We start from the raw sequence: 22,915 nt of genomic DNA, 5'->3' as shown, positions 1-22,915 counted from the left end.
ACATGAACATGCTGACCAGCCTGAAGGCGCTGCTATTTCCCGCGACCGCTGTTGGCCAGGCGCCTACCGCCATCGCCGGTGCCGCCGAAGGCATCGACTTTTCCGCCCTGCTGAACGGCGTCACGGACATGCTGAAGGCCGCCGCCGGGCAAGCCCCCGCGCCTGCAAAACTGGACGCAGAAGCCGCGCCCGCGCCTTCTCCTTTGACCGGGGCGCTTCCCCCGGATCGATCAAGCGCGCCGCTGCCGCTGCCGGTGCCGCCGGTGACGGTGGAGGTGGCGCCGCCGGTCGATGGCGCGCCGCAAGCCGCCATAGCAGCCGAGATCCAACCGCCCATGGCCGATCAGGCGGCGGGCGAGGTGAGCGAACCGCTTGTGCCGGCACCTGTGGCCATGGATGCGGCGCTGCCCGATAGCTTGCCTCCCTCCGCGTCCGAACCAATGCCGGCTACCGGAACAACGCCGAAGCCGAACAACGCCGCCGCGCAACACCAAGCCGGGGCATCCGCCGGCCTGGCGATGTCCCGGCTGGATGAAGGTACGATCGAAGAGGCTGTGGGTGAACGCGATACGGGTCAGCAGGACGACGCACCCCTGGGGCACGTCCATGACGCTCAGCCAAAGGACGTCGCCACGCCCCAGCTCGTTCCGCCTCTTCCCGTCCCACTTTCCAATGTCGCCGCTGCTGCGCCTTCCGCCGCCTCGGCAGGAAGCGTTGACGTAAAGGATGCCCCTACGGAGCGAGGTTCGGGCAGCATTCCTGCTGTTCCAACGAAATCCGGCGGGGTTTTATCGCGGAGCGACGACGCATCGTCGACAGCGAGTCCTCTCGAAGGCGCCGGGACAGTCGTCCCGACCGCCACGGCAATCGCGCCATCGGAGGATTCCGACGTTAAAGCTGTCGGTAACGGGTCTCTCGCAGGCGAAACCCCGGCGGCGCCGCGCAACTCCGAACCCCAGTCGCGGCGGATTGCCGATGCGCCATCACCGCCGGCTCCCACCCAGGCCATGAAAACCGACCTGCAGACGTTTCAGGCGGCTTCGGCACCCATTGTGTCTGCACAGCCCGGTGCTGGTGTCGCCCCTGCAATGGCCGATGCGCGTATGTCGGCACAGGAGCGTCCGGTCCCTTCGGGCATGGATGACATCCGGGCAACACATGCCGCGTCGCGGCCCTCGATCGCCGAGGCGCTGTCGCTGCTGCAACTGGCGCGCGACCAACTGCATGATCGGACAGGCGACCGCAGCCCGGCGCTGCCGGAGCGGAGCAGCGACCCCGCTGTCGCCACGCCGACGGGGACGGACCGGCCGTTCATGCCCCTGATGTCTCAGCATGTGGTGATGTCCCAAGGAACGGCGCAGCTTTTTGCCGCGCCCGCCGTGGTCGATCTTTCGGCCAGCCTTGGCGCGCAGGTCGTTGACATGGGCATCTCGGGGCAGTGGATCGATGGCCTGGCGCGCGATATAGCCAGCTTTTCCGCGGACGGGGCGCAGGGGCGTTTTCGAATCGACGCCGGGCAGCTCGGTCCCGTTCAGGTCGATATCCGCCAGGGTGTCGACGGCGCGGCCGTCAGCCTGACCGTCGCCAGCGACGTTGCCGAACAGATGCTGCGGCAGGAAGGCGACCGGCTGAAGCTGGACGCGGGTCTGGCGGCGGTGCGGATCAGCGACGTGAAGGTGGAACGCGCGCATATCGTGAGCGAACCGTCACGGTCGGACGGGGCCGGCGCACAGTCTTCCGGTCAGCAATCGACGGGATCGCAGTCCCAGGGCGGCGCGTGGACGATGCAGGGACAGGGCTGGGGCCAGTCGTCGGCGCAATCGCACATGCAGGGGCGTGGGCAAGGCCGCGAAAATTTCGGCGCAACGGCTAAAAGCGGCGGGGATCCGGCCGTTCTTAACCATGAGCAGAGCGGTGGACACGCCGTGGAGCCACCGCGCGCGCGCTATGCGTAAGCCGCGATGAATTCAGGGGACAGGTGACATGAGCAACGAGCCGAAGGCCAAGAAGAAAAAAGGCGGGAGCATGAAGATGATCCTGCTGCTGGTCGTCGGTGTGGTCGTTGGTGGCGCAGGCGCGGCTGGCGGGCTCTATGCCGCCGGCTTCTTCAGCCCCAAGGCCGAAGGCCCCAAGGTGGACCCCAACAAGCCCGTGCTGGTCCTGGCAGGAGAAGACGCGCAGGCCGTCGCGACCGCGCACGGCTGGGCCGGCGAAAGCGGCGGCCATGGCGGTGGCGGCGGCGAAAGCCATGCCGTGTCCGCCGGTCATGCGCCGGGCAAGGGCATTGACCTTCCCACGCCCGCCAATCCCGCGGCCTATCAGGCGACCTATTTCCAGCTGCAGGCGCCCTTCACGTCCAACATGTCGGACACGGACGCCTTTGCCCAGATCAGCGTCGCGGTGTCGACCTATTATGACTATCGCGTGATCGCCGCGGTCAAGCAGCATGAAACGCCCATCCGCAGCCAGGTGCTGATGATGCTGGCGCAACAGCCGCAGGAAGTGCTCGACACGCCGCAGGGCAAGCAGATGCTGCAGAAGAAGATTCGCGACGTGGTGAACGACGTGCTGAAGCAGAAGACCGGCTATGGCGGCGTCGACAATGTCTACTTCACCAATTTCGTGATCCAGTAAGCGCCAACTGCGCAGGCGCGACGCTCGGATTAACCGGACTTTTACCATTTTCGTTATTTTATAGGCCCGCTCCACACGGAACGGGACGTCCCCCGCTCCGCCATGGAGCAGGGGACCATTATGACCGAAGTTCAGGCCTACGCCTTCGGGCGGGGGGACACGCAGGCGCCGATCATGCTGTCGGGCCTCGACCGGCTGGCGGAAAAGCTCGGCCGGCGCATGCGCGCGCTGATCGAGCCGATCGCCGGCGTCCGCCCGCATGTCGCGGTGCAGGATACGCGTGTCATCGAATTCGGCGCCTGGTCGGCGGACGTGCCGGCCTTTTGCAGCCTCTCCCTTTACCGCATGTTGCCGCTCAAGGGGCAGATGATGCTGTGCCTGGATGCCGGCATGATCTCCACGCTGGTGGATTGTTTCTACGGCGGCATCGGCAACCGCCCCTTGCCGACGCGCGGGGAATTCACGCCCACCGAAGATCGCCTGATCGCCCGGCTTGCCGATTCCATCGCGGCCCGGCTGGTTGATACCTGGACCGACATATTGCCGCTCGACCGCAGCCTGATCCTGCGCGAAAGCGGCATCGGCTACGCCGCGGCCGCCCAGCCGACCGACCAGATGGTGTTGCAGCGCTTCACGGTCTCGCTCACCCGCGAACAGGAATGGCCGATAGACATCCTTTTCCCGCTGTCGGCCCTGCGCGCCGTGGAAGCGCTGACCGGCACGAGCCTGCCCGCCGACGATGAACATCGCGATCCCGTATGGCAGACGCGGATCGCGCGCCGGATGCGCGACATTCGCCTGCCCGCCCGCACCGTACTGGCACGGCCCAATCTTTCCATCTCCGACCTCATGCAGTTGAAGGTCGGCGATGTCATTCCCGTCACCATCGGCCGGTCGCTGCCGCTCATCGTGGGCAACCGCATCGTCGCGCACGGCAGCATCGGCGAACAGGACGGCCGCGCCGCATTCCAGATCGAAAAGCTTGCACAGGAAACCGACCAATGAGCGATATGAGCGAAGCCCCCCGGATGGACCGGCTGGACGATCCGGTCAGCCGGATGACCAGCAACCGCCAGTTCAAGCTGCTGGCAGACATTCCGGTCCGCATGTCGGTTGAGGTCGGATCGACCTCGCTGCGTCTTGCGGAGGTCATGGACCTGTCGGAAGGCAGCATCGTGGAACTGGACCGGCAGGCGGACGACCTGCTCGACATCATGGTCAACGGCGCGCTGATCGCCAAGGGCGAAGTGGTGACGGTGAACGGCCGCTATGGCATCCGCATCGTCGATATCGCCGCCACCGAAAACCGCCTGGCCGGGATCGAACGGCGCGGTTGATCGCGCGCTTTGGATTTTGCGCTTGCCTTGGACGCGGAAAGTGCGAATCGACAGGCATTAACCACGACAAGCGGGCGGCCCTTCCATGGTCTGGTATTTCGTCAAACTGCTGATCCTCCTGCCGCTGGTCGGCGGTATGGCGTTCGGCGCGCTGTGGCTGTGGCGCAAATATCAGCCTGGCATGATCGGCGCGGGGCAGGGCGACCGTTCCCTCAAACTGCTAGAAGCGCTGCCAATGGGCACGTTCGGCAAGCTTGCGGTGGTGGAATTCGAGGGCAGGAAGATCCTTGTCGCCGTCACCCGCAACCGGATCGAGAAGATCGCGGAAGGCGAGCCCTATCGTGCGCGCTAGGATCTGGCTGATCGGCGGCGCGCTGCTCGTCGTCGGCCTTGGTCTTGCCGATCCGGCGCTGGCCCAGGCCTTGCCTGCCGCGCCCGCGCCGGTGGACAATGGCGGCGCGCTGACCCGCGCGCTGGGCCAGGTGTCGGGCGACGGCCGCTCGCTGTCCCTGTCGCTTCAGATCCTGATCCTCATGAGCCTGCTGACGGTGCTGCCGTCGCTCGTGCTCATGATGACCAGCTTCACCCGCATCATCATCGTCCTTTCGCTGTTGCGCCAGGCGCTGGGCCTGCAGCAGACGCCGCCCAACCAGGTGCTGGTGGGGTTGGCGCTGTTCCTGTCGCTGTTCGTCATGCGGCCCGCGATCGACACCATCAATGCGCAGGCCTTCGATCCTTATGGCAAGGGGCAGATCAGCATCGAGGAAGCGGTCGGCCGGTCGGGCAAGGTGCTGCACGGCTTCATGAGCAAGCAGACGCGGGAAAGCGACCTCAAGCTCTTCGCCAACCTTGCCAAGGCGCCGGCGTTCCGCACGCCCGCCGACATCCCTTTCTCGATCCTGCTGCCGGCCTTCGTGACGAGCGAACTCAAGACGGCGTTCCAGATCGGCTTCATGATATTCCTGCCCTTCCTCATCATCGACCTGGTCGTCGCTTCCACGCTGATGGCGCTCGGCATGATGATGCTGTCGCCCACCATCATATCCATGCCCTTCAAGCTGCTGCTGTTCGTGCTGGTCGATGGGTGGGCGCTGACCATGGGGTCGCTTGCCGGGTCGTTCGCGACATGACGCGCGGGGGCGTGCCTTTTCCGTTCGGCGAGCGATAGCGCATGGAAAACGCCGATTTCTTCATGGGTCTGGCCCAACAGGCGCTGTGGATCACGGCGCTTGCGGCCGCGCCCGTGCTGATCCCGGCGCTGATCGCGGGCCTCGTCATCGGCATGGTGCAGGCCGCGACGTCGATCAATGAACAGACGTTGAGCTTCATTCCCAAGCTGCTGGTCGTGGGCGGCATGCTGGTGCTGTTCGGCGGCTCCATGATGGTGCTGATCGCCGACTTCACCCGTGAAATCTTCGAGCGCATCCCGGACCTCCTCCAATGATCGCGCCGGGCTTTGTGGGCGTGGAGACGCAGCTCTGGGTCTGGCTGATCGCCATGATCCGGCCAGGCGCGGCCTTCATCGCAGCGCCGGTATTCGGCGCGCCCGCCGTCCCGCTCCAGTTGCGCCTGATCCTGGCCCTCGCGCTCGGCCTCGCGGCGCTCAACAGCGTCACGATCCAGCTGCCGCAAGATGGCGTCGCCAGCTTCGCGGGCGTGCTGATGGTGATGGGGGAAGTGCTGGCCGGCCTTGCCATGGGGTTTGCCGTGCAGATCGGCTACGCCGCCGCCTTCGTGGCGGGGGAGACGATCGGCAACGCCATGGGCCTCAACTTCGCGGCCATGGTCGATCCGTCTTCGGGTCAGGGCACCCAGGCGGTGGGCCAGTTCCTGTCGATCCTCGCGACCTTCCTGTTGCTCGGCATGGACGGTCACCTGCTGCTCGCCAGCTTCGTCGTGCAAAGCTATGTCGCTATTCCGCCGGGTGGCGCGCTGCTGTCCAACGACACCATCTGGCGCATGATCGAATTCGGCGGATCGCTGCTTGGCGCTGGCGTGACGGTGGCGCTGCCGGTCGCCTTCGCGCTGATATTGGTGCAGATCGTCATGGGCATGCTGTCGCGCGCGGCGCCCTCGCTCAACCTGTTTGCAGTCGGCATGCCGATGGCGATGATGGCCGGCCTCGTCCTGCTCGCCATTTCGGTGCCGATCCTGGCGGAAGGGATGACCGCCGCGCTCAAGGCCGGCCTGGAACAGGCGCGCGACCTGTCGGAGGGCCGCTGACATGGCCGGCGGGAGCGAAGGCGGCGAAAAGACCGAAAAGCCGACAGCCAAGAAATTGCAGGATGCCGCCAAGAAGGGCGATATCCTCCAGTCGCGCGAACTCGGCACCGCGCTGGTGGTGATGGCCGGGATCGGCTGCATGGCCGTAATCGGCCCGGCGCTGATCGACGCGCTGTCCGCCATGTTGGTGGAAGGATTGCGCTTCAAGCGGGAAGATATCGTCGATTTCTCGCCGGCCCGGCGGGGCGTGGAATTGCTGACGGGCATATTGCTGCCGGTTGCGGGCGTCATGTTGGCGACCTTCCTTGCCGCGGTCGCCGCGCCCGCGCTGCTGGGATCGCTCGGCTTTCGTCCCGGCGCGTTCACGCCCAAGCCCGAAAAGCTTAACCCGGCCGCGGGCCTCAAGCGCATTTTCGGCATGCAGGGCCTGATCGAGCTGGTGAAGTCCATCGCAAAGGTGCTGCTGCTGGGCAGCATCGGCGTTTGGATCATCTGGGACCGGCTGGCGGAGATCAGCGGGCTGGGGAAGGCAGGCGTAACCGCCGCCATCGCCGACGTTGGCAACATCTTCATCTTCACCTGCCTGGTCATGGCGGGCGGCCTGTTCCTGATTGCTGGCATCGACGTACCCGCGCAGATCATGCAGCGCGCCAAACGCCTTGGCATGACCAAGCAGGAAGTGAAGGACGAACATAAGGAAAGCGAAGGTTCGCCTGAGCTCAAAGGCCATATCCGCCGTCGCCAGTTCGAGGTGCTGAGCGGATCGACGCGCAAGGCGGTGCAGGACGCCAGCGTCATCCTGACCAACCCCACCCATTTCGCGGTCGCGCTGCGCTACAAGCCTGGCGTCGATGCAGCGCCTGTCGTCGTCGCACGCGGCAACGATGCCATCGCCGGGGCCATCCGCGAACTTGGCGACGCCAGCGGCGTGCCGGTGCTGCAATATCCTGAACTCGCCCGCGCCATTTACTTCACCAGCCGCGCCGGCCAGATCGTCAACGAAGGTCTCTATATGGCTGTGGCGACGGTGCTGGCCTTCGTGTTCCGTGTCGAAAACCGGATGGCCAGCGAAATGGACAGGCCCTTCATCACGATTCCCGAAGATCTGCGCTTCGATGCTGACGGCCGCAAGATTTAGCGCGGCATCCGGATAAGGCGACAACGAAGTAGACAGCTATCCCGTCGCGGCCGTCAACGGCGTTCGACGCCATTTCGGCTGTCCATTTCCCTGTCTCATGTCGTTGTTCTAAGTTAAAAATCATATATCTTTCAAACATTTGCAAAAAATTTAAAAATTTTTCGATCCGGCCCTAAAGTTTTTGCGCATCCGTCCGTCCTAGGATGTTGGGGACGTGTAAGGATGATGCGTCATGGACGATTTCATATCGCGGGCTGAACTGTCGCCGGTCGACCGGACGGTGGTGCGGTCGGCTGCGCCCACACAGGCGATCAAGCCCGTGACGGCCAGCCGCGCAAGCGACCGGGCGGATGACGATACGCGTTCCGCAGCCAATCCCGCCGTCCTTGTCGCCGTCGATTCGGATGTGGCGAGCGTCGCTGAATATGTCGAAGTGCATGCGCGCGTGTCCGAAATCCTGGCCGATCTGGGCAACGGCCTGATGGGCGTCGATGATGCCGCCGGTGCGATCCAGGCCATGATCCCCCGGCCAATGGTGCTCGTCCCGCTGCCGCCCGCCAGCCGGGAAGACGTGGAGCACGCCAAGGCGGTGGCCCGGCGGATCGTCGAGCGCGCCTCTTATGCGCATTCCGCCCAAGCGCACGTATCGCGCGGTGCGGTCGAGCAGATCACCGCGCCTTGACCGGTCGGTCACGTCGCTGAAAATCATTCCTAAAGGTCTCGCCGCTACTGCCGTTCTACCCTCTTGAAAGGACGGCGGATGAGTTCGATAGGCAGCACGGTTTTGGGAGCGCTTGGCGCGGGGTCGGGCATCGACACCTCAGCGCTCGTCCAAAGCCTGGTGAGCGCGACGCGCGACCCCAAGCAGCAGTCCATCACCAGCCGTCAAAGCCTCAACAGCTCGCGCATTTCGGCCCTGGCCTCTGCGATCAGCTCGCTCGACACCTTCGCCAACGCTCTGAACGAAGTGCTTGCCGGACCGAGCTATATCGGATCGGCCAGTTCCAACGACGCCAGCATCGCGTCGGTGACATTGCTGAGCGGCGGATCGCCGAGCGGCCTGCCCGCGCAGTTGACGGTCAAGCAGCTGGCCACCGCGCGTGTCCTGTCATCGGCCGCCGACCCGGCGGCGACCAGCGCGAGCCAGGTCGGAACCGGACAGATCACCATCACGGTTGGCAACGGCACCCCCAAGACGATCACGATCGACGCCAGCAACAACAGCTATGCGGGTCTTGCGGCCGCGATCAACGCCGCCGATAGCGGCGTGACCGCCCGCGTTGTCACCGACGCCGACGGCACGCGCCTGGTGTTCAAGGGCGCGACCGGCGAAGCCAACGATTTCAGCATGACGCCCGCATCCGGCAGCAGCGGCGTCCTCGCCGGCCTCAGCTTCGATGCGGCGACGGAAACCGGTTCGCTCACCAGCAATTCGGCCCCCCAAAACGCCATGATCACGCTGGATGGCGTGGACCATGAATATGCCAGCAACAGCATCGACGGGGCGATCGACTATCTGCGCATCGACCTCAACAAGGCGGCGCCGTCCTCCACGGTCACGCTGTCCCTGTCGCAGCCGACATCGGGCATTTCGGACCTGCTCAAGGAATTTGTCGACGCCTATAACACCTTGATGAAGGCGTTGAACACGGCGACCGCGGCGGGCGTTGACTCCTCCAGCGCAGGGGTGCTGAACGGCGTGGCCGCCGTCCGCGACATGAAGCGCCAGCTATCCAGCATCACCTCTGCCCAGCTCAGCGCAAGCGGCAGTTTCAGGACGTTGGCGGACATCGGCATCGCCACCAACCGGGACGGCACGCTCAAGCTCGATACGGCCCAGCTCGCCAGCGCGATCGAACGCGATCCGCAAGCTGTGACCAACATGGTCAATCCAAAGGTTTCCACGACCGCCAATCCGGGCTTGTCCAAGCTGATGGACACGGTTCGCGATACGATCGAGCAGGACGACGGCGCCATGAAGCAGGCGCAGAAGCGGTATGACACGCTGGCCAAGGACTTCACCGAACAGCTCAAGAAGCTGGACGAGCAGATGACCGACTATGAGGCGCAGCTCACCAAAATCTACGCCGCCATGGACACGCGCCTCAGCGCGCTCAAGGCGACGCAGAGTTACCTTGAACAGCAGGTCAAGGTTTGGACCAACAGTAATAATGATTGAATCGGGACGATAAGGCGATGTTCTATAGTCAGGGTTATGCAGGCGGTGCTGCGGCGCGGCGTTATGCGGCGGTCCATTCGGGCAGCCGGACCGAAGGCGCGACGCCGCACGGGCTGGTGAAGATCCTGTTCGACGAACTGCTGCTGGCGATGGATGCGGCGGCGCTGGCGGAACGTAACGGCGACCGGACGAAGGTTTCGGACAAGCAGGCCCGCGCCATGTCCATCCTGTTCGCGCTCGAATCCAGCCTGGACTTCGAAAAGGGCGGCGATGTCGCTACCGGGCTCGCGCAAATCTACCGTGAAGCGCGCCGTCTTCTGCTGAGCGGCGCCCAGGAGCGATCTGCAGCGCCCGTCGATCGCGCCCGTGCGATCGTGGGAGAAATCGCCGAAGCCTGGAACCAGATCGGCTGATCCAATTGCTGCTGGCTGGCCCGGTCCAGCGGGGTTGCACCCCCTGTCGGGCGAGGGTATAGGCGGCGCTCGCAAAGGGCGGCCCGGCGGGGGCCGCCTTTTTGCGTTTCGCGCAATCACGCGCTTGTGACGACCACATCAGTCCAGAAAGGGAAGGACCATGTCGATTACGCCGCTCATGCCCGTTTACCCCCGGTGCGATGTGCGTCCGGTCCGAGGCGAGGGCTGCTACCTGATCGGGGAGCGCGGCGAGCGCTATCTGGATTTCGCGAGCGGGATCGCGGTCAACCTGCTGGGCCATGGTCACCCGCGGCTGGTGCAGGCGATCGCGGATCAGGCCGCGACCCTGATGCATACGTCGAACCTTTACGGCATGCCGCTGGGGGAGAAGTTCGCGCAGCGCCTTGTCGATACGACCTTCGCGGACACTGTCTTCTTCACCAATTCGGGGGCCGAAGCGGTAGAGTGCGCGATCAAGACCGCGCGCCGTTACCATTATGCCAATGACGAGGCGCACCGGCACAAGATCATCAGCTTCGACAACGCCTTTCACGGGCGGACGCTGGGCACGATTTCGGCCACCAGCCAGCCCAAGATGCGCGACGGGTTCGAACCGCTGCTGCCCGGCTTTCAGGTTGTGCCGTTCAACGATCTGGATGCTGCAACGGCGGCTGTCGACGACAGCACCGCCGGCTTCCTGCTGGAGCCGGTGCAGGGCGAGGGCGGCGTGACGCCGGCGACGCAGGAATTCCTCAAGGGCCTGCGCCAGCTGTGCGATGAGAAGGGGTTGTTGCTGATCCTGGACGAGGTGCAGTGCGGCTATGCCCGCACCGGCACCTTCTTCGCGCATGAGCAATATGGCGTGACGCCGGACATCATGGCGGTCGCCAAGGGGATCGGCGCGGGTTTCCCGCTCGGCGCATGCCTCGCCACGGAAGAGGCGGCCAAGGGCATGGTGTTCGGCACCCACGGCTCCACCTATGGCGGCAACCCGCTTGCCATGGCGGTGGGCCTGGCCGTGCTGGAAGAAGTGCTGGCCGACGGTTTCCTCGATCATGTGAAGGCGATGGGCGCGCGTCTGCGCTCCTCGCTGGAACAGCTCATCCCCAATCATGACGGCATGTTCCAGGATGTGCGGGGCATGGGCCTGATGCTCGGCATCCGCATGAACGAGGCCTATGACGCGCGTGGGTTCGTGGCGCATCTGCGCGATCATCACGGCCTGCTTGCGGTATCGGCGGGGCAGAATGTCGTGCGCATCCTGCCGCCGCTCGTCATCGAGGAAAGCCATATCGCCGAAGCCATGGAGAAGATTTCCGCCGGCGCGCGGAGCTTCGCCGAGGCGAAAGCGGCCTGACCAGAACTTCCGTGCTCCGGCTTTGAGCCGGAGCCCAGGGCCTTTGGGCGTAATGTCCGGAACCTTGGGCTCCTGCTTTTTGCAGGAGCGCGACATTGTTTAGGGGCATGACATGCCAAGACATTTTCTGAACCTGTCCGACGCGGGCGGCGACGCCATCGCCGCGATGATCGCCGACGCGATCGACCGGAAGGCGGCGCGGATCGGCAAGCCCAGGGGCGCTGCGGATGCCGACGCCCCGCTCGCGGGCCATACGCTCGCAATGATTTTCGAGAAGAATTCGACCCGCACCCGTGTCAGCTTCGACATGGCGATCCGCCAGCTTGGCGGCACCTCGCTCATCCTCGACGGCGCGACTAGTCAGCTTGGACGCGGCGAAAGCATCGCGGACACCGCCCGCGTCCTTTCCCGCATGGTCGACGCGATCATGATCCGCACCGACGATCATGCCAAGATCGAGGAAATGACGCGTCATGCCACTGTCCCCGTCGTCAACGGCCTCACCGACCTGTCGCACCCGTGCCAGATCGTCGCGGACCTGCTGACGGTGGTCGAACATGGGCTGGCCTTGCCGGGTAGCCAGTGGGCGTGGTTGGGTGACGGCAACAATGTCCTTCATTCGATCATCGAGGCGGCGGGCCTGCTGAAGTTCGACGTGCGCGTGGGCGTGCCGGAAGGCTATGATCCCGATCCCACCTTTGCCGAGGCGGCCCGCGCTGCGGGCGCCAATATCACCCTGACGCGCGATGCAGCGGAGGCAGTGAAAGGGGCGGATGTCGTCGTTACCGACACGTGGATATCCATGGGGCAGGCCCACGCCGAGGAAAAGCTCGCGGCGATGATGCCCTATCAGGTGACGCCTGCGCTGATGGCGCTGGCCAAGCCCACCGCCAAGTTCCTGCATTGCCTGCCCGCGCATCGCGGCGAGGAAGTGGTGGCGGACGTGATCGACGGTCCGCAATCGCTGATATGGGACGAGGCGGAAAACCGCATTCATGCGCAGAAATCCGTGTTGCTCTGGGCGCTCGGGCGGCTCGATTGAGAAATGAGGAGGGCCGCCCTATCTAGGCGGTCTGCCCGCATCATCGGATGCTTATCTGTTCTGTCGCTTCGCGCGCCGGACGAACGGAGCCTTATCTTGACCGCCGACCATATTGACCAGTGCCTTGGCTTCACCATCCCCGCGCGGCACGCGCGCGGGCGGGTGGTGCGGCTTGGCCCCGTGCTGGACCAGATTCTTGCCGCCCATGCCTATCCGCCGCCGGTCGAACGGCTGCTGGCGTCAGCGCTTGTGCTCGCGGCGCTGCTCGGGAGCACGCTGAAGCAGGAAGGTGGGCAGTTGACCCTGCAGGCGCAGACGGAAACGGGCGTCGTCAGCCTGCTGGTCGCGGATTACAAGAATGGCGACCTGCGCGGCTATGCCAAGTTCGACGCCGACCGCCTGGCGGAGCTGGGCACGGACCCGTCGCTCTTCGGTCTGTTCGGCAAAGGCTATCTGGCGATCACCTTCGACCTCGCCGAAACCGGTGAACGGTATCAGGGCATCGTGCCACTGGAAGGCCAGTCGTTGGCCGAGGCGGCCGAACATTATTTCTTCCAGTCGGAACAGATCCCGAGCGTCATCCGGATCGCGACACGCCACGATGCGGGCGAGGGCTGCGTCGCCGCGGGCATGCTGCTCCAGCATCTTCCGGAGGGCGAGGTCGGTCGCGAGCGGCTTCATGTGCGGCATGACCATCCCGAGTGGGAGCATGTGCAGGTGCTGGCGGAGACGCTGAAGCCGGAAGAGCTAACGGATCATACGCTGCCGCTGACAGACATTTTGTGGCGCCTGTTCCACGAGGAAGAGGAAGTGCGGGTGACGGAGGAAGGCGCCGTAGCCAAGGGATGCCGTTGCGACCTGGCGCACATCCGCGACGTGATCGGCCGTTTTCCGGCGGCGGAGCGTGCCGAGATGGCGGACGAGGAAGGGGTGATCGGGGTCGATTGCGCTTTCTGCTCGCGCGTCTTTCCGCTGACACTCGAAAGTTTTCAGACGCATTGATGAACGGTTGCCGCCGCCGCTTTGAAATTGAGGCGAACCGTGCCACTTTCGTTATGAAATCGCCGCAATTGCCCGCCAAGGGCACAGTGCCGGGCGTCGACGCCGGCGGCGAATCGATCGGAACGGGCGTAAGCATGACCACGGCTTTGGTGCGGACATTCTGGGTCGCGGCGGCGATGATGGCGGCCGCAAGCGCCAGTGCGGCAAACGCGCCGGTACCTGCCGCCCTGCAGACGCTGGAGCCGGGCGAATGGGAATTGCGCGGCCGGGGCGAAGGGGCGGAGGTGCGCAAGCTGTGCGTCACCGACCTGCGCCAGTTGCTTCAGGTCCGCCACGGCAAGGCGCTCTGCCGCAGCTTTATAATAAGCGATGCGCCACACGACACGTCCGTGACCTATGATTGCGCGGCCGCGGGGAACGGGCGCACCGACCTTCGGGTGGAAACATCCCGTCTGGTGCAAATCCGGTCGCAGGGCGTGGCCGAAGGCGCGCCCTTCGCCTTCGCTGCGGAAGGCCGGCGGGTCGGCGCTTGCGCGGGATGAGGCATGCGCCGCCGCTTGCTTTGCGGCGACGCGGGCTTTAGCGCGAAGCCATGGTTGCCAATAACGGAAAATTCGCCGTCGTCCTGCTTTCGGGTGGGCTCGACTCCATGGTTGCAGGTGCGCTGGCGCGGGAATCCGGCTACCGCCTCCTTGCCCTGTCGATCGACTATAACCAGCGCCACCGGGTCGAGCTGCGCGCGGCCGCGCGAGTGGCCGAATCGCTGAACGCCATCCGGCATATCGTGCTGCCACTCGATCTCACGGCTTTTGGCGGATCGGCGCTGACGGCAGATATTGCCGTGCCAAAGAGCGGGGTGGGGGCGGATATCCCCGTCACCTATGTTCCGGCGCGCAACGCCATCTTCCTCTCGCTGACCCTGGGCCTTGCCGAAGTTGCGGGGGCGAGCGATGTCTTCATCGGCGTCAATGCCCTCGATTATTCGGGCTATCCGGATTGCCGGCCGGAGTTCATCGACGCTTTCCAGAAAATGGCGACGCTGGCCACCAAGGCGGGGGTCGAGGGTCATCCCATACGGATCAACACGCCGCTGCAATATATGAGCAAGGCCGACATCGTGCGGGAAGCCGACCGGCTGGGGCTGGACGCCGGGATCAGTTGGTCCTGCTACGACCCGACGCCCGACGGCCGGCATTGCGGGCTGTGTGACAGCTGCCGGCTGCGATCGAAGGGGTTCGAGGAGGCAGGCGTGCCGGACCCCACACGCTACGCCGCGCGGCCCTGAAAAGGCGGCGGGACGATGAGCTACGCGGTCAAGGAGATGTTCCTGACCCTGCAGGGTGAAGGCGTGCAGGCGGGCCGTCGCGCCGTGTTCCTGCGCTTTGCCGGCTGCAACCTGTGGAGCGGGCGCGAACAGGACCGGGCGAGCGCGATCTGCCGTTTCTGCGACACGGATTTCGTGGGTACAGATGGCCTTGGCGGCGGGAAGTTTGCCGATGCGGACAGTCTGGCGGACGCCGCGCTGGGTTTTTGGGGAGACGGACGGGAAGGGCGCTACATCGTCCTGACGGGCGGCGAGCCGATGCTCCAGATCGACGATGCGCTGGTCGATGCGCTGCATGCCCGGCATTTCACCATTGCCATCGAAAGCAACGGTACGCTGCCAGTGCATCCGGGCGTCGATTGGATCTGTATCAGCCCCAAGGCGGGCAGCGATGTCGTTCAGCGGTCAGGCCATGAACTCAAGCTGGTATGGCCGCAACCGGGGGGTGGACACAGCGTGGCCGAGGTCGATGCCATGGCGGCGTGGCCGTTCGACCATCATCTGATCCAGCCGCTGGACGATGTTCGGGCCATCGACAATGCCCGTTCGGCCATTGCGCTGGTCATGGAACGGCCGCAGTGGCGGCTGACGGTGCAGGCCCATAAATATCTGGGCCTGCGTTGACCGTTCAGGGTTGGCCCACGCCGGTCTTCTCGTTCCATGCCCGATGGCAGGCGGGCTGAAGCACGCCCTTCTTCCAGCAAGCAGGGTCTAGCGACGGCATGGCGACCGCATAGTCATAGCCCGGCGTTCCGTAGAATTGCTCGCCGGCGAGTATCGTTGCCTTCTTGATAGAGCCAAGCCCCTTGCGCGCGACATCGCTCAGCGTGCCGCGATCGGCAAAGATCGCATCCCGCCCCACGACCGCTGCGGCCTGGCAGAATCCCTTCTGTGCCTGAACCGTCGAGTAGCTGGAATAGATGCGGGTGTTGTACATGTCGGAAGCGGACTGGCCTGCCTTTCCCTTGCCCACCGTGCGTTGGAAATAGCCGAGCAGCGCTGCCTGAGCCGCGTCCAGCTCCGCATCATGATGCGCGATCATGGCGTTATAGTTGCTCGTCGTCAGCAGCGTGCGGTCGAAATCGCATTGGAGCGCGGCGACATTGAGCGCGGCGCGCAGATTCCAGGCGAGCCCGGCCTTGACCTCCGCTGCGGTCGCGCCGGGCAAGCCCAAGGCCGTTGCGGCCGTTGCGTCGGTAAATGGCGGCGCGCTCAGGTCAGGGGGAGTCCAGAAAAATTGCGCCTGCGCCGGTTGCGACAGCAATGGCGCGATCAGGATCGCCGACGCAGTTGCGATGCGGCGTAAAAACAAACCAAATGTCATGAATCCACCCTCTCAAGGAAGCCCGCCTGCGCTCCCGCATCTTGTTTCTCATCATGCGCCTGCACGGGCGCTGAATGACAGCCTACCCCTATTGATCCGAAACGACTTCCGTCGGTTCCGTCGTCGCCTTCTCCTGCGCGGGCGCTGCCGGCGCGCTGGTGTTGGAGGTTGCGTTGCCGCCCGGCATGGCGGCGGACGCGCCTTCGCCCTGTACGCCGTCCAGATCGGTCATCGCGTCGGTGGCCGTGCCGTCCACGACCTCCATGTCTTTCATCTGCACTTTCGTGCTTGTCTCATCCTGCTTTCCGCAGGCGGCAAGGGGAAGGCAGCCGAGAAGCAGCGCAGCGGTAAGGGCGGTCGTAGCGGTGCGGCGCATCCGGTTCTCCTCGGAAGGGTTGATGTCCGGTGGCCAACCGGCAAATGACGGGGCAACCCTAGCCGCCGGTTGCACATTGCTCAAGTGCCGGGCCGCACCGCCGTAGATTGTTGAGAAAGGACGGGAAGTGGGCCCTGAGAGCAGCGTCGAGCGCCGCCATCGACGCGTTCCCGCCCACCGCTGCGACGCTGGTGACGGGAAATTCGCTGATGCCGCACGGAACGATGCCGCCGAAATGGGACAGGTCGGGATCGACGTTGATCGAAAATCCGTGCAGCGTCACCCAGCGGCGGACGCGAATGCCGAGCGCGCCGATCTTCGCCTCGCGCCCGTCCCGGTCCTCGGTCCATATGCCGATACGTCCGTCCGCTCGGCGGGCGGCGACGCCCAGTTCGGCCAGCGCGGCGATCATCCAGCCTTCCAGATGATGCACGAAATTACGGACGTCCCGTCCCCGCTCGCGCAGGTCGATGTTGAGGTAGCCGATCCGCTGGCCTGGCCCATGATAGGTGTAGCGCCCGCCACGGCCCGCGTCGTGGACCGGGAAGCGGGGGTCGATGAGCTCTGCAGGGTTGGCGCTGGTGCCGGCCGTGTAAAGCGGCGGATGCTCCAGCAGCCACACGCGTTCGGGCGCCTGACCTTCGAAGATGGCGGCGGCGCGCGCTTCCATGTCGGCCAGCGCCGAAGGATAATCGACTGGCGCGGTTTGCATTCGCCATTCGACGGATGCGGGAAAGGCGGATGGGTCGGACGCGGCGACGGACATGGGCTTTCCTTGACTTGGGCGGGGCGAGCGATCAAGTCTCGGGCCGCATTTTCAGGATAGTTCAGGCGAGCACCAAGATATGGCGACGATGTCGATCGGCAAGGCGTGGGAGGAAGCGGTAGCCTTCGTCGCGCGGGAAGCGGCTTTGCTGCTGCCTGTCGCCCTGCTGTTCGTGGCGCTGCCGATCGTCCTGCTTCAGGAGATGACGCCGGCCGCGCTGGTGCAATGGTCCTCGACAATGAAGGGGCCGATGCCGCCGGTGCCCCCCAGTTACTGGCTTAGTCTGACACTTGCGATCCTGCTGATCTGGTTCGGGTCTTTGACGCTTTTCGCCCTGGCGCTGCGACCGGGGATCAGCGTTGCCGAGGCATTGAGGCTCGCGCTGCATCGCTTGCCGGTGCTCATCGGAACGAGCGTGCTGGCGGGGCTGCTTCTGTTCGTCGCCCTCCTTGTGGTGTCCGCCCCTCTCGTCATGGTGGCGGGCTATGCGGGGCCAGTCATCGCCATGGTGGGCGTGGGGCTGTTCATCGGGACGCGGCTAGCGCTCCTCAATCCGGTGGTGATCGACGACAATCTGGGCGTACTGGCGTCGCTCAAGCGCGCCTGGGCGCTGACGAAGGGCGGCTTTTGGCGCATCTTCGGCTTCCTTGCGATCGTGCTGGTGCTGTCGACCATAGCGGGATCGGCGGCGCAGGCCGTGTTCGGCGTCCTCGGCGGGCTGGTCGCGGGCGTCGATGGCGCGCGGCTGGTGGGCGGCATCGCGTCGGCCGGCGTGTCGGCCGTGGTGCAGGTCTATATGCTAGTGATGCTGGCGCGGCTCTACCGTCAGGCGGCGGGCTGATCCAGCAGCGGCACATGGGGCGCGGCGTCGCGTGGCAGGACGCCGGCGAGCCGCGGGTCGGCAAAGGTCTCGACTTCCCGCGCATAGGGGACGAAGCCCGCCTTGATGTAGAATCCCAGGGCGGCCGGGCTGTCGAGCGTGCAGGTATGGACCCAGAAACGGTCGACGCCCTTGCGCCAGGCAAGCGATTTGGCCTGCGCCATCAGCCATTGGCCGAACCCCTTGCCGGTCAGTCCGGGCGCGAGGCCGAAGAAGCTCAACTCGCAATCCGGGGCCGAGCGGAAGTCCAGTTCCAGCAATCCCACTTCCGCGCCCCGTGGATCCGTGACGGCATAGACCTCCACATCGGGGTGATGGATGATCGCGCGCAGCATGGCGTCCGGCATGACGAGGCGGGAAAACCACAGCCACGGCTCGCCCACGCGGCGGAACAGGGTGCGATAGGCGTCGGGGTCCGGCGTCTTCCACCGGACGAGGCGCAGCGGCGCGGCGGGTATCGGCGCGGGCCTGGGCCGATCCAGCATTTCCAGATGCGTGACGATGGTCGCGACCATGCCCGGTTCCACCGGTATCAGCGCCATGCCGTCAGTTCCAGCGCGCCACGGGCGGCAGGCTCATCAGGATGGCGTCGATGTTGCCGCCCGTCTTGAGGCCGAACAAGGTACCGCGATCGTAGACAAGGTTGAATTCGGCGTAGCGCCCACGCCATTCCAGCATGGTGGCGTAATCGGCGTCAGACCAGTTTTCGTGCATGCGGCGGCGCACGATCGGCGGGAAGGCGGCCAGGAACGCGTCCCCCACATCGCGGGTGAAGGCGAAGGTCGCGTCGAATGCCGCATCGTCGGCACATTCGAGATGGTCGTAGAAGATGCCGCCAACGCCGCGATGAACGCCCCGGTGGGGGAGGAAGAAATAATCATCCGCCCATGCCTTGAACCGGGGATAATGATCCGGGTGATGGGCGTCGCACGCCGCCTTCAGCACGGCATGGAAATGGTCCGTATCCTCCTGCCGCGGCAGGGGGGGATTAAGGTCCGCGCCGCCGCCGAACCAGGCCTTGGTCGTGACGAGGTAGCGGGTGTTCATGTGCACCGCGGGCACGTTCGGATTGGCCATGTGCGCGACCAGGCTGATGCCGGTGGCGAAGAAGGCAGGGTTTTCCGCCGCGCCATGGATCGTCTCGGCAAATCCCGGCGCGAACTCGCCGCCCACGGTGGAGACGTTCACGCCGACCTTTTCGAAAACCTGCCCCTTCATGACGCCGCGCACGCCGCCGCCGCCTTCGCCGGGGGCCTGGCCTGCCGCTTCGCGGTCCCAGGGCGTGAAGTCGAAGCGCGCATCGCTCCCGGCCTCCCGCTCGATCGCCTCGAACTCGGCGCAGATGCGGTCTCGAAGCGATTCGAACCAGGCGCGCGCGGCCTGCTGACGCGGATCGAGGGCGAAGGGTACGGAAGGAACGGGATTGGTCATGATGGGAAGCTTTCGGTCTGGCGCAGTGCTTCGGCAATGGCGATGCCGGTGGAAACGGCCACGTTGAGCGACCGGAAACCCGCCGCCATAGGAATGCGCACACGAATATCGGCCAAGTCGCGCACTTCGGGCGGCACGCCCGCGCTTTCCGATCCCATCAGCAAGACGTCGTCCCGCTGAAACCGCACGTCGGGCAAACGCTGCGAGGCATGGGCGCTCATCAGGAGCAGTCGCCTGCCACGCGCACGCCTTTCGTCGTCGAATGCCGCGAAATTGGCATGGCGGGTCACGTCGGCGGCCTCCCCATAATCCATGGCCGCACGTTTCAGCCGCGCGTCGGAAAAAGCGAAACCCGTCGGCATGATGATGTCCACAGGCACGGAAAAGCAGGCCGCGAGGCGCAAAATTGCGCCGACATTGCCGGCGATCTCCGGTTGATAAAGGGCGATACGCATGGGCAGCGCCTTAATGCACTGCGGCAAATTGTCATAGTGCGCGCGAGTTTGCTGTTGGCAAAGCGCTTGCAGTCCGGTTATCAGGCCCTCGAACCACGCCGGGGGGAAGGCGGGGCAGCCATGACCGGCGACCCATTTCCCTTGATAATCAGCGCCGGTAACGGCATGCGGTGTGCCAGGGAAGTCTTGCAAGGGTAGAGGTGCATGGCGAGCGTAGAGCATTCTGACGGTCACGATCTATCCGGCGAAGAAGGTGTGCGTCGCCGCGATTTTATCAATATCGCTGCGGTCAGCTTCGCCGGGGTTGGCGCGGTTGCGGTTGTCTTGCCGCTTATCGACCAGATGAACCCCAGTGCCGACGTGCTGGCGCTTGCTTCGACAGAGGTCGATCTTTCGGCGATCCAGCCGGGCCAGGCGATCAAGACCACCTTCCGCTCGCAGCCGCTGTTCGTGCGGCAGTTGACCGAGAAGGAAATCGCGGAAGCGGACAAGGTCGATCCTTCCACTCTGCGCGATCCGCAGACGCTGGAAGAGCGCACCGTCGATGGCAAGAAGCAGTGGCTGATCACCATGGGCGTGTGCACTCACCTGGGCTGCGTGCCGCTGGGTGCGGGCGAGGGTGAGAATCGCGGCGAGTTTGGCGGTTATTTCTGCCCCTGCCACGGATCGTCCTACGATACCGCCGCGCGAATCCGCAAAGGCCCCGCGCCCAAGAATCTGGAAGTTCCGAAGTTCAGCTTCACTTCCGACACCGCCATTCTCGTAGGCTGAGGTAAGAAACGATGAGCTTTCCCTGGGCTGAACATTACACGCCAAAGCATCCGCTGATGCAGTGGGTGGACGAAAAGCTGCCGCTTCCGCGCCTCGTCTACAATGCGATCGGCGCGGGCTATCCCGTGCCGCGCAACCTCAACTATTTCTGGAATTTCGGCGTGCTCGCGGGCCTTGCGCTGGTGATCCAGATCGTCACTGGCGTCGTCATGGCGATGCATTATGGCGCGAACGACCTGGTCGCGTTCGGCACGGTCGAGCAGACGATGCGCGATGTCAACGCCGGCTGGCTGATGCGCTATGCGCACGCCAACGGCGCGAGCTTCTTCTTCATCGTCGTCTATCTCCATATCTTCCGCGGCCTGTTCTACGGGTCGTATAAAGCGCCGCGCGAAATGGTGTGGCTGCTGGGCCTCGTCATCTTCCTTCTCATGATGGCCACCGCCTTCATGGGTTATGTGCTGCCCTGGGGGCAGATGAGCTATTGGGGGGCGAAGGTCATCACCGGCCTGTTCGGCGCGATCCCTGTGGTCGGCGAGCCGATCCAGACCTGGCTGCTCGGTGGTTTCGCGCCGGGCAACGCGTCCCTGAACCGTTTCTTCTCGCTGCACTTCCTGCTGCCCTTCGTCATCGCAGGCGTCATCATCCTGCACATCTGGGCGCTGCACATCCCGGGATCGTCGAACCCGACCGGCGTTGAGGTGAAGGGGCCGCAGGACACCGTGCCTTTCCACCCCTATTACACCGCCAAGGATGGCTTCGGAGTCGGCGTGTTCCTGATCCTCTTTGCGATCATGCTGTTCTTCGCGCCCAATTATCTGGGCCACCCGGACAATTATATCGAGGCGAACCCGCTCTCGACGCCCGCGCACATCGTGCCGGAATGGTATTTCTGGCCCTTCTACGCGATCCTGCGCGCCTTCACGGTGGACTTCTTCTTCGTGCCGGCAAAGCTGCTGGGCGTGCTGGCGATGTTCGCCTCGATCCTGCTGCTTTTCTTCCTGCCCTGGCTCGACACGTCGCCGGTGCGGTCGGGTAACTACCGCCCCACTTTCAAGAAGTTCTTCTGGATCCTCATCCTCGACGTGCTGATCCTGGGCTATTGCGGCGGCGCGCCGGCGGAAGAGCCCTATGTGATGATCTCACAGGTCGCGGCAGCTTATTATTTCGCGCACTTCCTCATCATCCTGCCGCTCATCGCGCGCTTCGAAAAGCCGTTGCCGCTGCCGGGATCGATCACGGAATCGGTGCTTAATCGCCACAACATAAAAGGCGAAGAGGATGCGCTGCCCGGCATGGGCGCCGATCCGCAGCCTTCGCACGCCGGTTAAGGGGGACAGCATCAATGGTTCGCATCGGCGCATTTCTTGTCGGCCTCTTCTTCGCGGGCTGGCTGCTGATCTCCTTCCTGGTGGGGGCTGCGGCTTATGTCAGCGAGCCGCCGCAGCCTACGGTGGAACATGAGTTCCACCTTCAGCCCAAGCATGTCTCCTTCTCCTTCGACGGCCCTTTCGGCAAATATGACCGCCGCCAGCTGCAGCGCGGCTTCCAGGTGTTCAAGGAAGTCTGTTCGGCCTGCCACAGCCTGAAGTTCGTGGCGTTCCGCGATCTGGAAGCGCTCGGCTACAATGAGGCGGAAGTGAAGGCGATCGCCAAGCAGTGGGCGATCAAGACTCCCGACGTTGATCCCAAGACCGGCGAGATGTCGACGCGCGATCCGGTTCCAGCCGATCATTTCCCCAAGCCCTTCGCGAATAATGTCGCGGCGGCGGCGGCGAACAACAACGCCATCCCGCCTGACCTGTCGCTGATGACCAAGGCGCGTCACCACGGGTCGGCCTATGTCTACTCGCTGCTCACGGGCTTTCAGGCGCAGCCGGCCGCACTGCTCAAGGAGTTCCCGGACTCCAAGACGCCGGAGGGGCTGCACTACAATCCCTATTTCGCCAACCTGAACCTCGCCATGGCGCCGCCGCTGACGGCCGAAGGTCAGGTCAGCTATGGGGATGGCACCAAGGCGACGGTCGATCAGATGGCGCAGGACGTTGCCGCGTTCCTGACCTGGACCGCCGAGCCGAAGCTGGAGAACCGCCACCGCGCGGGCGTCGCCAGCGTGATCTTCCTGCTGATCGCGACCGCGCTCGCCTACATGGCCTACCAGAATATCTGGGCGGACAAGAAGAAGGCGGCCTGAGCGCGCCATCTGCAAACAGGATGAAGGGCGTGGCTTCCTTGAGGAGGCTGCGCCCTTTCCCTATGGAGA

General features: G+C 64.7%; 28 protein-coding genes. 22 read left to right on the top strand and 6 right to left on the bottom strand.

Annotation, left to right across the window (positions count from 1 at the left end):
- The first annotated feature begins 2 nt into the window (after positions 1-2).
- The 18 genes from AX724_RS20655 (at position 3) to queE (ending at position 15,273) form a co-directional block, all read left to right on the top strand.
- Complete coding sequence (locus AX724_RS20655) at positions 3-1,955, top strand: flagellar hook-length control protein FliK (RefSeq protein WP_066770553.1); 1,953 nt, start codon at positions 3-5, stop codon at positions 1,953-1,955.
- A gap of 28 nt (positions 1,956-1,983) precedes the next feature.
- Positions 1,984-2,634: a flagellar basal body-associated FliL family protein gene (locus tag AX724_RS20650; RefSeq protein WP_066770552.1), complete on the top strand. Its 651-nt coding sequence runs from the start codon at positions 1,984-1,986 to the stop codon at positions 2,632-2,634.
- A gap of 120 nt (positions 2,635-2,754) precedes the next feature.
- Positions 2,755-3,639: a flagellar motor switch protein FliM gene (locus AX724_RS20645; protein WP_066770548.1), complete on the top strand. Its 885-nt coding sequence runs from the start codon at positions 2,755-2,757 to the stop codon at positions 3,637-3,639.
- The gene (gene fliN / locus AX724_RS20640; RefSeq protein WP_066770545.1) at positions 3,636-3,971 is read left to right on the top strand and encodes a flagellar motor switch protein FliN; all 336 of its coding nucleotides are present in this window, start codon (positions 3,636-3,638) and stop codon (positions 3,969-3,971) included. The genes AX724_RS20645 and fliN overlap by 4 nt, the downstream gene beginning before the upstream one ends.
- Before the next feature lie 85 nt (positions 3,972-4,056).
- Complete coding sequence (locus tag AX724_RS20635) at positions 4,057-4,323, top strand: FliO/MopB family protein (protein WP_066770538.1); 267 nt, start codon at positions 4,057-4,059, stop codon at positions 4,321-4,323.
- Positions 4,313-5,101 (top strand): flagellar type III secretion system pore protein FliP, encoded by a 789-nt coding sequence (gene fliP / locus AX724_RS20630; protein WP_066770535.1) that lies wholly within the window; start codon positions 4,313-4,315, stop codon positions 5,099-5,101. The genes AX724_RS20635 and fliP overlap by 11 nt, the downstream gene beginning before the upstream one ends.
- Positions 5,102-5,142: 41 nt before the next feature.
- A complete protein-coding gene (gene fliQ / locus AX724_RS20625; protein WP_066770532.1) occupies positions 5,143-5,415 on the top strand; it encodes a flagellar biosynthesis protein FliQ in 273 nt (90 codons plus the stop codon).
- Positions 5,412-6,194 carry a flagellar biosynthetic protein FliR gene (gene fliR / locus AX724_RS20620; RefSeq protein ID WP_066770529.1) on the top strand — a complete coding sequence of 261 codons (783 nt, stop codon included), beginning with the start codon at positions 5,412-5,414 and terminating at the stop codon, positions 6,192-6,194. The genes fliQ and fliR overlap by 4 nt, the downstream gene beginning before the upstream one ends.
- A gap of 1 nt (position 6,195) precedes the next feature.
- Positions 6,196-7,332 (top strand): EscU/YscU/HrcU family type III secretion system export apparatus switch protein, encoded by a 1,137-nt coding sequence (locus tag AX724_RS20615; protein WP_066770527.1) that lies wholly within the window; start codon positions 6,196-6,198, stop codon positions 7,330-7,332.
- A 232-nt stretch (positions 7,333-7,564) separates the two neighbouring features.
- The gene (locus AX724_RS20610; protein WP_066770525.1) at positions 7,565-8,014 is read left to right on the top strand and encodes a hypothetical protein; all 450 of its coding nucleotides are present in this window, start codon (positions 7,565-7,567) and stop codon (positions 8,012-8,014) included.
- Positions 8,015-8,092: 78 nt separating this feature from the next.
- Entirely contained in the window at positions 8,093-9,511 is a 1,419-nt protein-coding gene (gene fliD, locus AX724_RS20605; RefSeq protein ID WP_066770522.1) for a flagellar filament capping protein FliD, read from the top strand.
- Positions 9,512-9,528: 17 nt separating this feature from the next.
- Positions 9,529-9,924 (top strand): flagellar export chaperone FliS, encoded by a 396-nt coding sequence (locus AX724_RS20600; protein WP_066770521.1) that lies wholly within the window; start codon positions 9,529-9,531, stop codon positions 9,922-9,924.
- 160 nt (positions 9,925-10,084) lie between these two features.
- On the top strand, positions 10,085-11,281 hold the full coding sequence (locus AX724_RS20595; protein WP_066770519.1) for an aspartate aminotransferase family protein: 1,197 nt from the start codon (positions 10,085-10,087) through the stop codon (positions 11,279-11,281).
- Between the two features lie 112 nt (positions 11,282-11,393).
- Positions 11,394-12,323 (top strand): ornithine carbamoyltransferase, encoded by a 930-nt coding sequence (gene argF / locus AX724_RS20590; RefSeq protein WP_066770517.1) that lies wholly within the window; start codon positions 11,394-11,396, stop codon positions 12,321-12,323.
- A gap of 96 nt (positions 12,324-12,419) precedes the next feature.
- Entirely contained in the window at positions 12,420-13,325 is a 906-nt protein-coding gene (hslO, locus tag AX724_RS20585) for an Hsp33 family molecular chaperone HslO (RefSeq protein WP_066770513.1), read from the top strand.
- Between the two features lie 134 nt (positions 13,326-13,459).
- Complete coding sequence (locus tag AX724_RS20580) at positions 13,460-13,867, top strand: DUF3617 domain-containing protein (protein WP_066770741.1); 408 nt, start codon at positions 13,460-13,462, stop codon at positions 13,865-13,867.
- A 50-nt stretch (positions 13,868-13,917) separates the two neighbouring features.
- Positions 13,918-14,610 carry a 7-cyano-7-deazaguanine synthase QueC gene (gene queC / locus AX724_RS20575; protein WP_066770510.1) on the top strand — a complete coding sequence of 231 codons (693 nt, stop codon included), beginning with the start codon at positions 13,918-13,920 and terminating at the stop codon, positions 14,608-14,610.
- Positions 14,611-14,625: 15 nt separating this feature from the next.
- Positions 14,626-15,273 (top strand): 7-carboxy-7-deazaguanine synthase, encoded by a 648-nt coding sequence (queE, locus tag AX724_RS20570; protein ID WP_066770508.1) that lies wholly within the window; start codon positions 14,626-14,628, stop codon positions 15,271-15,273.
- 4 nt (positions 15,274-15,277) lie between these two features.
- Here queE and AX724_RS20565 read toward each other — a convergent pair whose 3' ends face one another.
- The 3 genes from AX724_RS20565 to lipB form a co-directional block, all read right to left on the bottom strand.
- Entirely contained in the window at positions 15,278-15,973 is a 696-nt protein-coding gene (locus tag AX724_RS20565; protein WP_066770506.1) for a hypothetical protein, read from the bottom strand.
- Between the two features lie 88 nt (positions 15,974-16,061).
- Positions 16,062-16,349 (bottom strand): hypothetical protein, encoded by a 288-nt coding sequence (locus tag AX724_RS20560; RefSeq protein ID WP_066770503.1) that lies wholly within the window; start codon positions 16,347-16,349, stop codon positions 16,062-16,064.
- Positions 16,350-16,407: 58 nt separating this feature from the next.
- The gene (lipB, locus tag AX724_RS20555) at positions 16,408-17,115 is read right to left on the bottom strand and encodes a lipoyl(octanoyl) transferase LipB (protein ID WP_066770500.1); all 708 of its coding nucleotides are present in this window, start codon (positions 17,113-17,115) and stop codon (positions 16,408-16,410) included.
- A gap of 79 nt (positions 17,116-17,194) precedes the next feature.
- Between lipB and AX724_RS20550 the strand changes: the two genes are divergently transcribed.
- A complete protein-coding gene (locus AX724_RS20550; RefSeq protein ID WP_066770497.1) occupies positions 17,195-17,956 on the top strand; it encodes a hypothetical protein in 762 nt (253 codons plus the stop codon).
- Here the strand turns inward: AX724_RS20550 and AX724_RS20545 are convergent.
- From AX724_RS20545 to AX724_RS20535, 3 genes are read right to left on the bottom strand one after another with little or no spacing between them, the layout of a single operon-like run.
- Complete coding sequence (locus tag AX724_RS20545) at positions 17,941-18,537, bottom strand: GNAT family N-acetyltransferase (RefSeq protein ID WP_066770492.1); 597 nt, start codon at positions 18,535-18,537, stop codon at positions 17,941-17,943. The genes AX724_RS20550 and AX724_RS20545 overlap by 16 nt on opposite strands.
- A gap of 4 nt (positions 18,538-18,541) precedes the next feature.
- Positions 18,542-19,426, bottom strand: coding sequence for an oxygen-dependent coproporphyrinogen oxidase (hemF, locus tag AX724_RS20540; RefSeq protein WP_066770488.1), 885 nt, complete (start codon positions 19,424-19,426; stop codon positions 18,542-18,544).
- On the bottom strand, positions 19,423-19,881 hold the full coding sequence (locus AX724_RS20535; protein WP_066770487.1) for a tRNA (cytidine(34)-2'-O)-methyltransferase: 459 nt from the start codon (positions 19,879-19,881) through the stop codon (positions 19,423-19,425). Before AX724_RS20535 ends, hemF begins: the two co-directional genes overlap by 4 nt.
- Positions 19,882-20,085: 204 nt before the next feature.
- On the opposite strand from AX724_RS20535, the gene petA reads away from it, so the two are divergent.
- From petA to AX724_RS20520, 3 genes are read left to right on the top strand one after another with little or no spacing between them, the layout of a single operon-like run.
- Positions 20,086-20,652, top strand: coding sequence for a ubiquinol-cytochrome c reductase iron-sulfur subunit (gene petA, locus AX724_RS20530; RefSeq protein ID WP_066770485.1), 567 nt, complete (start codon positions 20,086-20,088; stop codon positions 20,650-20,652).
- An 11-nt stretch (positions 20,653-20,663) separates the two neighbouring features.
- Positions 20,664-21,983 (top strand): cytochrome b, encoded by a 1,320-nt coding sequence (locus tag AX724_RS20525; RefSeq protein ID WP_066770480.1) that lies wholly within the window; start codon positions 20,664-20,666, stop codon positions 21,981-21,983.
- Between the two features lie 14 nt (positions 21,984-21,997).
- A complete protein-coding gene (locus AX724_RS20520) occupies positions 21,998-22,846 on the top strand; it encodes a cytochrome c1 (RefSeq protein WP_066770478.1) in 849 nt (282 codons plus the stop codon).
- Positions 22,847-22,915 lie beyond the last annotated feature (69 nt).

Origin of the sequence: Sphingobium sp. CCH11-B1, assembly GCF_001556865.1 — a bacterium.
GTDB lineage: Bacteria > Pseudomonadota > Alphaproteobacteria > Sphingomonadales > Sphingomonadaceae > Sphingobium.
Note: the sequence above shows the minus strand (reverse complement) of the source record. Positions and strands in the feature narration are given on the sequence as shown.